Annotated in this window: 13 protein-coding genes and 1 pseudogene; 4 read left to right on the forward strand and 10 right to left on the reverse strand. The window is 63.9% G+C overall.

Translation table 11 applies throughout. The features are described 5' to 3' along the window. Nucleotides 1-8: 8 nt before the first annotated feature. Genes LRS07_RS08770 through LRS07_RS08780 form a run of 3 tightly spaced genes read right to left on the reverse strand, consistent with a single transcriptional unit; the run spans nucleotide 9 to nucleotide 1,315 of the window. A complete protein-coding gene (locus tag LRS07_RS08770) occupies nucleotides 9-773 on the reverse strand; it encodes a helix-turn-helix transcriptional regulator (protein WP_260501550.1) in 765 nt (254 codons plus the stop codon). Continuing rightward, nucleotides 730-1,056 carry a hypothetical protein gene (locus LRS07_RS08775; protein WP_260501551.1) on the reverse strand — a complete coding sequence of 109 codons (327 nt, stop codon included), beginning with the start codon at nucleotides 1,054-1,056 and terminating at the stop codon, nucleotides 730-732. The genes LRS07_RS08770 and LRS07_RS08775 overlap by 44 nt, the downstream gene beginning before the upstream one ends. After that, nucleotides 1,022-1,315, reverse strand: coding sequence for a hypothetical protein (locus LRS07_RS08780; RefSeq protein WP_260501552.1), 294 nt, complete (start codon nucleotides 1,313-1,315; stop codon nucleotides 1,022-1,024). Before LRS07_RS08780 ends, LRS07_RS08775 begins: the two co-directional genes overlap by 35 nt. A gap of 803 nt (nucleotides 1,316-2,118) precedes the next feature. Here LRS07_RS08780 and LRS07_RS08785 point away from each other — a divergent pair. Continuing rightward, the gene (locus LRS07_RS08785; protein ID WP_260501553.1) at nucleotides 2,119-2,484 is read left to right on the forward strand and encodes a hypothetical protein; all 366 of its coding nucleotides are present in this window, start codon (nucleotides 2,119-2,121) and stop codon (nucleotides 2,482-2,484) included. 69 nt (nucleotides 2,485-2,553) lie between these two features. Further along, nucleotides 2,554-2,859: a hypothetical protein gene (locus tag LRS07_RS08790; RefSeq protein ID WP_260501554.1), complete on the forward strand. Its 306-nt coding sequence runs from the start codon at nucleotides 2,554-2,556 to the stop codon at nucleotides 2,857-2,859. A gap of 12 nt (nucleotides 2,860-2,871) precedes the next feature. Here the strand turns inward: LRS07_RS08790 and LRS07_RS08795 are convergent, their stop codons facing one another. From LRS07_RS08795 to LRS07_RS08810, 4 genes are all read right to left on the reverse strand, one after another. After that, complete coding sequence (locus tag LRS07_RS08795; protein WP_260501555.1) at nucleotides 2,872-3,102, reverse strand: helix-turn-helix transcriptional regulator; 231 nt, start codon at nucleotides 3,100-3,102, stop codon at nucleotides 2,872-2,874. 337 nt (nucleotides 3,103-3,439) lie between these two features. Then, a complete protein-coding gene (locus tag LRS07_RS08800) occupies nucleotides 3,440-4,033 on the reverse strand; it encodes a DUF6988 family protein (RefSeq protein ID WP_260501556.1) in 594 nt (197 codons plus the stop codon). Between the two features lie 118 nt (nucleotides 4,034-4,151). Next, on the reverse strand, nucleotides 4,152-5,321 hold the full coding sequence (locus LRS07_RS08805; RefSeq protein WP_260501557.1) for a hypothetical protein: 1,170 nt from the start codon (nucleotides 5,319-5,321) through the stop codon (nucleotides 4,152-4,154). Between the two features lie 190 nt (nucleotides 5,322-5,511). Continuing rightward, nucleotides 5,512-6,447: a hypothetical protein gene (locus LRS07_RS08810; RefSeq protein ID WP_260501558.1), complete on the reverse strand. Its 936-nt coding sequence runs from the start codon at nucleotides 6,445-6,447 to the stop codon at nucleotides 5,512-5,514. A 515-nt stretch (nucleotides 6,448-6,962) separates the two neighbouring features. Here LRS07_RS08810 and LRS07_RS22445 point away from each other — a divergent pair. Together LRS07_RS22445 and LRS07_RS22450 are read left to right on the forward strand one after the other, a co-directional pair. Next, entirely contained in the window at nucleotides 6,963-7,415 is a 453-nt protein-coding gene (locus tag LRS07_RS22445) for a phage integrase N-terminal SAM-like domain-containing protein (protein WP_509909131.1), read from the forward strand. Nucleotides 7,416-7,669: 254 nt separating this feature from the next. Beyond that, nucleotides 7,670-8,005, forward strand: a complete 336-nt coding sequence (locus LRS07_RS22450) for a tyrosine-type recombinase/integrase (RefSeq protein WP_509909132.1) — start codon at nucleotides 7,670-7,672, stop codon at nucleotides 8,003-8,005. Nucleotides 8,006-8,050: 45 nt separating this feature from the next. Here LRS07_RS22450 and LRS07_RS08820 read toward each other — a convergent pair whose 3' ends face one another. The 3 genes and pseudogenes from LRS07_RS08820 to LRS07_RS08830 all read right to left on the reverse strand — a co-directional run bounded on the left by LRS07_RS08820 (nucleotide 8,051) and on the right by LRS07_RS08830 (nucleotide 12,582). Next, entirely contained in the window at nucleotides 8,051-9,622 is a 1,572-nt protein-coding gene (locus LRS07_RS08820) for a tyrosine-type recombinase/integrase (RefSeq protein WP_260501559.1), read from the reverse strand. Between the two features lie 176 nt (nucleotides 9,623-9,798). Continuing rightward, a pseudogene (gene tnpC / locus LRS07_RS08825) lies at nucleotides 9,799-10,497 on the reverse strand (IS66 family transposase); the annotation flags it as partial. 444 nt (nucleotides 10,498-10,941) lie between these two features. Beyond that, complete coding sequence (locus tag LRS07_RS08830) at nucleotides 10,942-12,582, reverse strand: acetate--CoA ligase (protein ID WP_260501560.1); 1,641 nt, start codon at nucleotides 12,580-12,582, stop codon at nucleotides 10,942-10,944. Nucleotides 12,583-12,599 lie beyond the last annotated feature (17 nt).

The following is a 12,599-nucleotide window of genomic DNA, read 5'->3' on the forward strand; positions in this document are numbered from 1 at the left end:
CCAAGCCGTCAGATCAGGCCGTACTCTGCCGCCAGCTGCGCCGCCGTGGTGCGCGACGAGACGCCCAGCTTGGCGTTCAGGCGCTGCCACCGGGAGTCGACACCCTGCGATGTCATGTTCATCAGCGATGCGATCTCCTTCGAGCTTCGTCCCTGACGTTGCTGGGCCAGCAGCGCCAGGTCGTCTTGGGACAATTTGGTTCGCGTCACCAGTTCGTCTCTCAGCTTCGCGATCTGCCACGCGTGCAGCCGGACCACGAGGCCGGTGACCGCGACCGACACAGCAGTAAGCGTCTGCTCATCGAGGTACTCCGGCTTCGCCGAGCCGAGGCACAGTGCGCCGAGGCGGGTCAAACCCTGCGGGCTCTGTGCAGGAATCAGGATCGCCGATGCGAAGCCGAAGCGACGCGCCAGGGCCACGACTTCGTTTTGCTGAGCCGTGCGAACAGGAATGTGCTTTGCCAGCGTCGCCTCTGAGTGGTGCCTCGTGTAATCCCACCAGGGGTCATGCATGTAGCACGCGTTGCTCTCGTACTCGAGGCACCAGGTCGGGTCGCATGCCAGGATGAATCGGTACGACACGTAGGCCTCGTCGTCCTTGACGAAACTGGCGAAGGCTGCGGCGTCTGCGCCGCACAGATCACTGGCCTCGGCGAGCACCGCGGACACTTCGCTGGAGTCGAGTTCACTCGTGACCCGCATTGCGAGGTCGGCGGTGCGCCGGAAGAACTCACCGTCCTGCGTGATCGCGGTCAGCGTGCGCGGTTCGCTCATGATTCTCGAGCAGGGCGCCGCCCTTGCGCCTGATGTCGGAGAACACGATGGGATAGTCGAAGCGCACTGAGTCCGCTTCGCACCAACGCAGAAAGCAGGCGCTGTCCCTGAAGATCGCGGTGTGAACGAGCCGTGCACGACCGCACACCTGCTTGCGCTCCCGCTCCACGCACAGGCCATGCCGGGTGGGCTGAAGCCTGTAGCTCACCGTGCCGTCGTCGCTCCGTACGACGATCGGGCCTTCGGCCTCAGAGAACTTCGCTCGATTCCGTGAGCTCTTCATGACGCAGGCTCGGTTTGCCACAGTGCTGGCAGCGAACGTCGTTGAGGTTGGCCTGCTCCGCGCCAGTCAACGCGGGGTGCACGCTCTCGCAGCCGCAGTGCTCACACTCCGTGAGCAACACGCTGAACAGGCGCAGGCAGGACCCGCAGCGCCAGTCCATCGCTGTGCCGGATTCGATGACCTCGTAGTCATCCGTCTCGGTATGCCCGCAACGCGGGCACTCGAACTGCAGAGCGCCGCAGTCGTCGGAAGGGTCCATGGCTTACCTCTCATGGTTCGCCTTCACGCCAGTAGGCACGTGGCCAGCCGGCTTCCCATATTGATCCACAGGCTGTCGACAGGTTATGCGCTGGTTCTGCATATAAATCGAGTTGAACGCGTCGGCTTTGGAATTGTCCAGCCCATGGTTTTTCCAGACGTTTCGAGGCGTCCCGTGGACGCGCATGTCGTCCCAGATGTGGCAGTGTCCTGTCGGCGTCCTTTGATCGGCGCGCCCCAAGGGCGCGGCACGTCGGCCGCGTACTGCCGCGCACTGCCGCGCACCGCCGCTTCCCTCGTCGGCCCGGCGTCGCTACCCCGTCTTCGTCGGCCGCCACCCGTGCGAACCGTAGCGGCGCGCGCCCTGGCGCAAGGGCCTTTCGCGGCATAAACGGCGGCCTTCCCCCGCCGGCCTTCGCTGGCGCTGCGGCCCGCGCAGGCCCCTTCCATTTATTCCACGGAGCCCTTGCACCGGTGCGCCGTCGCGCCGCTCTCGGTGTCGCACGGGTGGCGACCGACGAATGCGGGGCAGGAACCAGCGCACCCGAGCCAACGCCGAGGGACATCAACAGCCACGAACGGCTCCCTCGGATATTGGAGCAGGGGTGGGCCGTTCACGAGGGCTTGGAAGGCATGTGTATCGATCAGGCACCGCCACGGACCGCGGGCACGGGGCTGAGCCGGAACCGGTGCCATCCCGTGGCCCGGAGTCCCGCCCTGACTGCGGCGTCTCGCCCGGGCGGTTCAGCTTGGGCACAGCGTGGCGCGCACAGCCGATTTAGGGATTGTCAACCGGAGTTCATCATGATGGAACACATCAAGGAGCTGGTTTCGGCTCCGCTAGCGGCGCTGGTTGTGTCGCCGCTCAATGTGGGGCGCTATTCGAGCGGGCGGGCCGAAGAACTGGCTGCACTGATCGACGCGCAAGGGCTGCTGCACAACCTAGTCGTGGTAGGGATCGACATGGCCGACTGGTGGACGCCGACCGCCGAAGGCTTCCTCAACCATGTCTCGAAGGCGCAGATCGTTCAGGCCGTGAAGGAGGCCGCGCCGGGCCTGACGGCCGACGGCGTCGAGAGCATGAAGAAGCGCGTGCTCGTGAACACGGCGTCGACGAGGCTCGCCGGAAAGCGCTGGCTCCCGACGCCGCTTCGACGACCGTCTGCGTAGCGCGCCGGGTTCGGCACGTGGCGGCAGGGTGGGTCGAACCAACCTGCTGCCGCGCAGTCGAAAGCGATCATGTGGCTCGTTCTCACTCGCGCACCGCTGCCTGACGCGCCGCATTGGCCCGGCCGGCGGTTGCTCGCGCTTGTCGACGCGGTGGCCTGGCCTGCAGTCTGGATGGCGCTGGCCGCCAACCTGCCGCACCCCGCCGGTATCGTCGGCCCGATGATCACGGCGCTCGCGGCACTCAGCGCTATCGGCCGCGCGCATCGCGCCATCTGGTTCAACCATCGGTACCACTTCACCACGTGGCGATCGGGCCGTTGGGCGCTGATCCTCCTGTCGATTGGCCTGGTGTTGAAGGTGGCGCTACCGGCCTGACGCTGAGTCCGGTCAATGCGTGACGACGGGACGGGTCTCGAACCACTGTTCAACGTCGGCGCGGCGCCAGACAACGATCCGCTTCGTGAGCCGCACCGGCGGCGGAAACTGGTCGTCGGCCATCAGACGGTAGATCGTCGAACGCCCAAGCCCGGTCAGGCTCATGACCAGGCCGATGCGAAGGTAGGGAAGGCGCGCGCGCTCGACATCCGTGCGCGGGCGATCGATGGCGTCGTTGGTCATCGCTGGACTCTAAGGGAGCTTGCCTGCGATGAATTTAGTCCCAACAGCGATGCGGAGGAGCGATGACTTCAGGCGGAAAGGCATCGGTACTGGGCCAGACCTCGAGGCCAGAGGGCCGGTAGCAGCGGACGCCGACACCAGTCCGACCGGATGTGACCTTCAAGCTGGAAGCGGTCGTTCGGCGCACCGCGGCGAGTGACTGATTCCGGACCCTTAGCGGTCTCAGGAGCCGTCCGGGAGAAGTGGTCAAAACCGGTCGATCAACGTTCGACATGAGCGGCGGCGCAAAGGGCGCGAAGCGGCCTTTGCGACGTCCGCTCGATGGTGGGGTTAGACCTCATGCCGCACGAGCCTTCACTTGCTCCAACACCTGCAAAGCGAGCTCTTCGTCATTCGCGATCTCTGCAATCCCGAGCACGGAGAGCGAGCCAATCAGCTCCGCAAAGAAGAGGACCTGTTCAACCTCTTCGAGGTCGTAGTGAGGCTCGACCGCCTCATCCGTGTTCCAGCGTTGAACGTGTAGGCCACCGGTGTGTGTGTAGGCGCACATGGCTGCCCAGTGCCTCTGCTTGAGGACTGAAAGCACGCCCTCCGAGAAACCCGGAGTCTGCTCAAGCTGACCAAGAAAAACACCGAGCTTTGGCGGCTCTTGCGCATTGAGAAACCCGTCGACTTGAGGCTCGGTAGCGCAGAGGACCAACCACATGCCACGAACGTACGCCTCGAAGGCAACGCGCAGAAGCGAGAAGCTGGACGCATACAGGCTGTGTTCGATAAGTAGGGCGATCGAGTGGTGGTGCTCCTGCGCGATGGCCAAGCAGGCCGCGCCTGCGCGCACTCGAGTGGAAGCAGGTAATGCCTTCTCATGAACGGCCAAGCGTAGCCACTCGACGTACTTACCGGCGGCTTGTTTGCGGGCTTCTGACAGCATGGGGTCTAAGGTGAAGGTGACCGGCACGTTGCCGCAAGGGGCCGCGCGGTGCAAGATTTCCAGCGTCTCCGTGCGGCCCCTTGCTGCATCGTGTCTGAGTCGACCGACCTGTTAGGCGTCATGGCCGCGGCGTTGGCACGTCAAAGGCCATGACAGTCAGGTACAGCTCTCGATTTCTGTCATCTCGATTGGCAAACAGGTACCGGAAAATCGTCTCCGTCGAGCCAGGCAAGTCCTTCTTGAACTGCGGGTGCGCACGGACCGCGTCAGGAATTGCCGCCAGTACTTTGGAGAAGTCCCGGTTCCGGTTGAACACCACCACAGCTGTCTTTGTGTCTCTCCATGAGCTGTAGCCAAGGAGCTGGTCGATAGTCTCCGCAAGCTTCTTCGGTCCGGACCAAAATTTGCACTCTGCAATGAAGATGTTTCGGCCTTCCGAACGAATAAGAATGTCAGTCTTGCCCTCGTAGTTGAACGTCTCTCCAGTCGCTTGACCCTGATAGTGCCCGTTCAGTTGGACAAGGAAGTGCGAGCGCAAAGCCACTTCGTCGACGTCATGGAAAGCGGAGGGGCTGAGCTCCATGACTTGTGTCATGCCCTGCATGACACCAAGAATATGCTCGTAGTCGCTCTGGCCCAGCGCAGGCTCCGGCTTGTACGGCGCAGAACTCGCGGGAGGCATAACTGGGGAGATCTTCTTGCGCACGTCCGGCGGAACATACGTCTTCGGAGCATTCTGCCGTTCCTTCATCTTGAAGCCGAGCGACGCAACTGTATTGCGGTTCGCAAGTAGCTTATTCCGTCGGGCCTCAATCGCCCTGCGAGCCTCGCCCAGAAGCTGCCCGTTTAGTCCAGCTACATTGGCACGAAGATTCGTCAAGTACGATTGGACCTCGCGGACAGTCCGTTCGATCTCTCCCCGAACTTGCGCGGCCTCGAGGTTCGTTCCGACGATCGCGAACGTCAGTAGGTTGCTGCGTACGCTTGCCCGAGGCGGGCTTAGGGTGTACGGATTGGGCTGGATCTTGAAGGCCTCTGCCTCGCCGGTGAACGGGATCTCCACTTCGATCTCCGACCCTGTGATGTAGAAGGGCCTGCTCCGGTCTGTGATGTACCTGTTCTGATCCCTGCTTACGTCAATCTGCTTCTCTCGCTGATCCACCACCAGGTTGTCTTCGTCAAGAACCGGAACGTCAATCTTGTAATTTTCGGAGAAGTAGAGCGCCAAATCGTCCACAGAGGTATTCAGTAGGCGATCAGGATCGACCTTCTCGATCTCTGCGGCCATTTGCTCGCGCTGGTGCCGGTCAACTGAATGCCAGTCAGGCCCCATGAACAGATAGTCTTCCCGAGCCACAAGCTCCTCCTTTGACGTCTAACGTGAAGGTGACCGGCACGTTGAGGCAGGGGCCGCACGGTGCAGTTTCCAACGGCACTGTGCGACCCCTTGCCCCAAGGTGTCCGATTCGACCGAACTGTTATACCTCTCCGCCCTCGTACTCATCGTCCACTTCCTCAGCGATCTTCACGAACTTGTGTTCGTGTTGCTCCCGCAGATAGAACAGATAGATCCGCGCGTCGCTTTCACTTATCTCCTTTGGATTACCCGACAGATATTCCTTTAGCACGGAGATCGCATGCTTGTACTCGTCGAGGTCAAAGCGCGTGTATTCGCTCAACTCGCGCCGCTCTTCGAGCGCGGCTTTGAACTGCGAGTACATCTTCTCAATTGACTCGAGCATTGACAGGCCGAAAGAACGATCGCCCTGCGACGAAGAGTGGACGCCCTGCCCCACCTTCTCAAACATGTAGCCCGTCGAGGAGTGAAACACGTCGGAAATCAATCTGCCTCCAAACTTCTCCCGATGGAGTCGATCTGCCGCTTTCAGCTTGTCGGCGACCGACGACAAGGCCACTTCGATGTCTCTCAGCTGCTCCTCGACGATCCCTGTCAAATCCACGTCTACAAATTTCGTGTCGTCGTCCGGTGAAGACCGAAGTAGGGTGAACCCGGTCTTTGAGAGCGAGACGCGTGAGATGTAGTTGTAGTGGTTGACCTTCTTAATGTTCTGCTTGGTCGGGTGGCCGATCGCAGCGTTGCGAATATCCCGAATTCGCATAAGTGTCGGACTCTCCGGGTGGCTGACAGCGAAAGCTTCCGAGAGGTGGCGAACGGCATCCTGCTGAAGAAAGAGCGCCTGCAAAATTCCATACGTGTAGATGTACTTCAGACCGTCACTCGACGGGTATGGAGAGGCAACATAGTCCCGAATACAAAGGACGGTATCGCCGATGACGTCTAACGAACTGCAAATCTGGTTCCAACTCTCCCTCGACTTGAGAAGATCACCTTGATGTCGTCCCGTGTTAATGAAGTCGCGAACGGCACCCTCGAGGTTCGTGATGCGGTCCAACGCTGCGACGGTATCTTCAGAACTGTTCGTCATAGCGCGGCAGTCTGAGAGGTATAACGCTCTAGCTCAGCGGGCGGCAAAGCCGTCCGCTGCAGCGAGGGGTTGGACCGTGGACGAGACTCACCGACGACCTCGGTTGTGCCCAGCCGCCCATTGCAGGCCGGAGCAATGGATGGAGGGTGCGACTCCGCACATCGCATAGGCGACGTACAGGATGCGCCTGGAACCCAGTGCAGAAACACGAGCGCACCGACAAGCCCCGCCGCGTTCTTCGGGAAAAACTTCCAATCAGAGGCGGGTAGTGATTCACAGTGGTTCGAGCGGGGACGGCTACTATGTTCTAGATGGACACCTGTTGCCGTAAGCACGTGCCTGTCCGCATGACACGTGTGCGGTACTACGCTTGTCACGCCTAGGCAGTCGGCGCTTACTGTACTTTCATCCAGTGATATCGTGCCGATAAAAGCGAACTCGGGACTTTGCCGTTAGCGCGGCGGCTTCACAAGCCCTCGGCGATGGTGTGCGCGGGAGTCATCCGATGGCTGCTCCAACGGTTTCGCGCGGCCGGCTACCGGCCGCAGCCTGCTCTCGTCTTGCCTCCTCTTAGGGCGGCTCGGCTGCTGGACCAGTTGCGTGGACGGTTTCGGTACCTCCCCTACAGCCGTCGCACTGAGCAGGCCTACGTCCATTGGCGCAAGGCCTACATTCGCTTCCATGGCCTTCGTCACCCCGCACAGATGGGTCAGGAGGAGGTGGAGAGCTTCTTGAGCTTCCTTGCCAGCGAGCGGCAAGCGTCGGCCTCGACGCATACGCAGGCACTGTCCGCTCTACTCTTCCTCTATGCCAAGGTGCTTGGCCAGCAGTTGCCTTGGCTACAGGAGATCGGACGGCCGCGGCGATCTCGCAAACTGCCGGTGGTGCTGACACGCGACGAGGTCGCGGCCATCTTGGCCCAGATGTCCGGCTAGCACCTGCTGTTGTATGGCGCTCGGTTTGCGCTTGTCCGAAGGTCTGGAACTGCGCGGGAAGGACCTGGACTTCGAGCACTAGGCCGTGATCGTTCGACACGGAAAGGGCGGCAAGGATCGGGACTCGATGCTGCCGGCCAGTCTGCGGGCCGGTCTTCGCATCCAGCTCACGATGGCGCACCAGGTGTGGTCCGAGGACCTGGCGCACGGTGGCGCTGGCGCGGAATGCCGGCTGCACTGGGGCGAAAGTACCCGTGCGCCGGCTCGTCGTGGCCTGGTTCTGGGTATTTCCCCAAGCAGCGTACTCCACGGATCCGATCAGCGGTGTCGTGCGGCGACACCACATGTACCACCACACGTTCCAGCGCGCCTTCAAGCGCCCCGTACATACGGCGGGCATCGCCAAGCCCGCATCGCCGCACGCCGTGCGCCACGCGTTTGCGACACACCTGCTGCAATCAGGCGCCGACATCCGCACGGTTCAGGATCTTCTGAGGCACGCGGACGTCGCCACGACGATCATCTACACCGACGTGTTGAAGGTCACCGGTCACGGTGTTCGCAGCACACTGGATGCGATGCGCGGCTAGCCCGCTAGCAGCCGTTGGCCGATGACCGCTTCTGGCCGGCAGCCGTCAGGCGACGCGAAACGTGGCGATGTCTGTTGTCGCCGCAGGTCTGGCACCGCCAACCGCGTCAGGACAAGCGGTTGCCCTCATTAACGGTGGCGCCGCCTCGCCTTGTACAGCGGTTCCGGCTGAACGAACCGGTCGTTCGCGAGCGCTCGCTGCAGACGAGCATGCGTTGAGAATCGCTTCAAGCTCAGCGCCCAGCCGCTCCCAGGCATCGCGCTTCTCCACGTTGTACGGATGGGTGAGGTAATGCCGGCGAACACGGCTGCCCTTGAGAACGTGGTTCTGGCATCGATCCACCACCTCCGGCGTGATGCCGAGGGCTTGCATCATCGTGGCGCCAGTGCGTCGCAGATCGTGGGGCGTCCAGTCGCCGTTGGCGCCTCGAGCAAGGACGAGGCTGTCGTCGTTCCTCCGTCCCTTCAGTGCCTTGCGCTCCTTGAACCTGTGCTGGCGGTCGCCGACCTGCTTGCTCACCGTCTTCACATCGACGTGAGACTCGGCGCGCCGGGCGGGAAAGCACCAGTCGGTGTTGCCCGTCAATGCATGCACGGCCTCGAACTGCCGCGCGGCGAAGGCTGACAGGAAGACGAGTTGATCCTGCTTCTTGCCGCGGGCACCCTTGGCATTCTCTTTCGGGATGAACCAAGTGTTCGCCTCGAGGTCGACGTGCTTCCACTGGGCCATCAGGAGTTCGCCGATCCGACACAGCGTGCTCAGGCAGATCCACAGCGCGAGTCGACTCTCCGGCTGCAGAGGCCGCGTGGCCCGGCGCCTGTCCGCGGCCTGCTCGTAGTCCTGGTCCATGCGGGCGAATATGTCGCGCAGTTCCCTGATCTCGCCAGCGGTCAACGTCCGCTCGCGCACGTTGGACATGTCGTAGTCCACCGGCACGATCGTCTCGATCCCAACCAGCTCCGCCGGGTTGCCGTCGATCAGCAGCTTGCGCCAAGGCTGTCGCTTCTCTGCCCAGGCGAACATCTGGCGCAGGTCGCGCCACAGCCGCACCGCCATCCGGTTGGCGCCACGCGCCACGACTGCGGTCAGCACCTCGCGCAGGTGCTGCTCGGTGGTCGCGCGAACCGGCCGGCTTCCGGCACGCGGGAACAGGTCCTTCTCGAACGAACGTTGCAGGTCGGCGTTGCCGTCCTTGCGCAGGACGCCGCTCCTGAACCACTCTCGGGCCAGCTGCTCGACCGTCGCGTCCTCCGCGCGGCGCTTCACGTCGGCCGCGATCGTCGCCTGGACCCGTTGGCGCTCGTCGATTCGATCGGCTTGCCGCTTCTCGTTGGGGTCGGCGCCGCGTTTCAGCGCGTCTCGGGCCGCATCGCGCGCCGCGCGGACAGTCTCGAGCGAGACGAGCGGCCAGGTCCCGCAGTAGTGCCATGCGACTCGGCCGGCGCGCTTGAACGCATACCGCCAGTGCAGTGTGACCACCCCCCCGTCGCTGACGCGGACCGTGCCGGACAGGCCATCGCCGTCTGCCAGAGTGTCGCCGCGCCACGCGGCGCCGACAGCCTTGAGCTCGGCTACTGTCCACTTGCGGCCGCGGCCGGATTTTGGGTAGCGGGTCATGGGTGTTGCGGGGCCCAGGGGTACACCGAGGGGTAAACCGTGAATCGGATCGAGCGAAGATCGACTGGATCGTGTGGAACCGATTCTCGATCGCAAGCCATTAATCTACAAGGGAAACGACTGTCCCACGCTGTCCCGCTTCATCCCTGTTCGTCCCACAAAACGAGCACGGGGTGCAGCGCAGTCCAGCGCCTGAGGCTGTAGTCGATGGCTTTGGCGGTGGCCGAGCCGTTCGGCACCTTCTGCCGCTGCTCAAACAGCCACTCATGCTGCGCCTTGGCGATCTTCGCTGAGCGCTCCTTGCGGGCCCGCCTGGCGTTGCTCGGCCGAGCAGTGCTCAACTTCGCGTTCGATCTTGTATGGCTCCTGGAAGAAATTCAGCGCTTGCTCGCCGACCTGGCTCGCATGGGTGGCCCACAGTTCATGGAACTTGCGTCTGGCGTGCGCGATGCAGCCCACGTCCTTGACGCCGCGCTCAAAGCACGCCTTGCAGCCGCTGAAGTCGTCGACCACGAGGCTGCCCTTCCAGCCGCTGTCTGGGGCGTCTGCCTGCCCGAGGAACGCGCGCACGTGGTGGCCGCCGCGGCTGTCGGCGAAGTCGAACACGACAGCCTTCATCGGGTTGAACTGCGTGGTGCAGTAGCTCCACACGTACGCCTTGTGCATCTTGCCGGTCTTGGCTTTCGGATCGAGCATCGCCACTGGCGTCTCGTCGACGGGCAGCACGCCGCTCTTCAGCATCTCGGCGATGAGCGCATCGACCAGCGGCTGCAGTTGCACCCCGCACTCGCCGACCGCTGCGCCAGCGTCGAGCGTGCGATCGCCATGCCGGCGTGCTCAAAGATGCGCTCCTGGCGGTACAGCGGCAGATGGTCGAGGAACTTGGCCACCAGGACCTGCGCCAGCAGCCCCGTCGCCGGGATGCCCTTGTCGATGATGTGCGCGGCCACCGGCGCCTACATGAGCTTCTCGCACTTGGCGTTGGTAGCCTTGCCATGTAGGTGATGGGACGCACGGCACTGCCTCAACAAGTAGCCAAGGGCTTCCCGGCCCAAAAAAACCATGAGGGGACATACAGGGTAGACAACTCGAACGGAGTGACGGCCTTGGCTTGGATCGCCTCACGCTGCGAGGCGTACGCGCAATCGCCGTACACGCTTTTCCTGCCTGTGCAGGAAATCGGTTTACACCGTTTGCTATCCGGACAAGTCAGGAGCACGCGCCCTGTCGCCGGCCGCGCTCGGATGGCGGTCCTATCGGCACCGGGGCGACAGCCTGCCGCCGGTCCGCTGACGACCAAGGCCCGGCAGGGGCAATGGTCAGCGCCCGAGTTTGGATCGAAGCTCGGCCACCGCTTCCGGGTTGACAAGCGACGACAGGTCGCCGGGGCTGTTGCCCTCGCAGACCGCGCGCACCACGCGGCGCATCACCTTCATGTTGCGCGTCTTCGGTAGGTCGCCGACCAGCAGCACCTCACGCGGCCGGTACGAGGAGCCCATGCCGTCGACGACGGCCTTGACAAGCTCCCTTTCCAGCGCCTCGTCGGCCTGCACGCCGGGCATCGGCACGCAGACGCAGACGATCACCGAGCCCTTGACCCCGTCCGCCACGCCGACAACGGCCGCCTCCGACACCTTGCCGGTGCCGGTGAGCAGCGTTTCGATCTCCGCCGGGCCGGTGCGCTTGCCCGACACCTTGATCGTGTCGTCGCTGCGGCCGACGATGTAGTACAGACCGTCCTCGTCCTGCAGCGCGAAGTCGCCGTGCACCCAGATGCCGGGCAGCGTGCGCCAATAGGTGTCAAGGTAGCGCTCGTCGCTGCCCCACAGGCTCTTGGTCATGCCAATGTTCGGGTTGCGCAGCACCAGCTCCCCGACCTGCCCGCGGGGGCAGGGGCGCCCCTGCTCGTCGACGATGTCGGTGCCGGCTCCCAGCCCGCGGCCGCCGAAGGAACCGGGCCGCATCGGGTGGTGCAGCGTGCCGGTGAGGTTGCAGCCGCCGACCTCGGTGCCGCCGACGATGTTGACGATCGGCAGCCGCTCCTTGCAGACGTGCTTGAACAGCCAGCGCCAGGCCGCCTCGTTCCAGGCCTCGCCGCCCGAGCACGCAACGCGCAGCGACGACAGGTCATAGCGCGCCACCTCCTGCTCGCCATACCGCATCAGCCCGCGGATCAGCGTGGGCGCGACACCCAGGTAGGTCACGCGGTGGTCCTGCACCAGGCGCCAGAAGCGGCCGGTGTCGGGGTAGTCGGGCGTGCCCTCGACGGTGAGCAGGCTGGCGCCGAAGTAGCTCGGGATGCAGGCGCACATGGCGCCCACCATCCAGCCCATGTCGCTCATGAAGAAGAAGCGGTCGCTGCGCTTGAAGTCGCCGCAGATGTGCATGTCGCGCGTGACCATCGAGCCGAGGAAGCCCACGTGCGTCCACACGCAGCCCTTGGGCTTGCCGGTCGTGCCGGAGGTGTAGAGCAGCACCGCCGGCGCCTCGGCCGCCATCTCGGCGGTCGGCAACTCGGTGGGCTGGCCGGTCACCAGCTCGGCCCAGTCGCGGTCGCGCCCCGCGGTCATCGGGCAGTCGACGCCAGTGCCGACATGGCGCAGCACGACGACGTGCTGGACAGTGGGGGCCTCGTCGAGCGCCTCGTCGAGCACGCACTTCATCGCGGACGCGCTGCCGCGGCGCCAGGTGCCGTCGACCGTCAGCACCGCCTTGGCGCCGCCGTCGTTGAGCCGCGCGACGATGGGCTGGGGGCCGAAGCCGGAGAACAGCGGCAGCAGCACGGCGCCCAGCTTGAGCACCGCGAAGAACGCGAAGAAGGTCTCCGGCAGGTTGGGCAGGTACAGCGCCACCCGGTCGCCGGGGCCGATGCCCAGCGCGCGCAGGCCGGCGGCCAGCCGGCACACCTCGGCGTCGAACTCGCGGTAGGTGTAGCGCCTCTGCTGTGAGGGGGTCCTCACCCTCCCACAGCAGGAAG

This window comes from Aquabacterium sp. J223, assembly GCF_024666615.1.
In the GTDB taxonomy this organism is placed as follows: Bacteria; Pseudomonadota; Gammaproteobacteria; order Burkholderiales; family Burkholderiaceae_C; genus J223.

Coding starts and splice junctions, on each gene's coding strand:
- LRS07_RS08770 (WP_260501550.1), bottom strand. CDS start 773: ATGAGCGAACCGCGCACGCTGACCGCGATCACGCAGGACGGTGAGTTC.
- LRS07_RS08775 (WP_260501551.1), bottom strand. CDS start 1,056: ATGAAGAGCTCACGGAATCGAGCGAAGTTCTCTGAGGCCGAAGGCCCG.
- LRS07_RS08780 (WP_260501552.1), bottom strand. CDS start 1,315: ATGGACCCTTCCGACGACTGCGGCGCTCTGCAGTTCGAGTGCCCGCGT.
- LRS07_RS08785 (WP_260501553.1), top strand. CDS start 2,119: ATGATGGAACACATCAAGGAGCTGGTTTCGGCTCCGCTAGCGGCGCTG.
- LRS07_RS08790 (WP_260501554.1), top strand. CDS start 2,554: ATGTGGCTCGTTCTCACTCGCGCACCGCTGCCTGACGCGCCGCATTGG.
- LRS07_RS08795 (WP_260501555.1), bottom strand. CDS start 3,102: ATGACCAACGACGCCATCGATCGCCCGCGCACGGATGTCGAGCGCGCG.
- LRS07_RS08800 (WP_260501556.1), bottom strand. CDS start 4,033: ATGCTGTCAGAAGCCCGCAAACAAGCCGCCGGTAAGTACGTCGAGTGG.
- LRS07_RS08805 (WP_260501557.1), bottom strand. CDS start 5,321: ATGGCCGCAGAGATCGAGAAGGTCGATCCTGATCGCCTACTGAATACC.
- LRS07_RS22445 (WP_509909131.1), top strand. CDS start 6,963: ATGGTGTGCGCGGGAGTCATCCGATGGCTGCTCCAACGGTTTCGCGCG.
- LRS07_RS08820 (WP_260501559.1), bottom strand. CDS start 9,622: ATGACCCGCTACCCAAAATCCGGCCGCGGCCGCAAGTGGACAGTAGCC.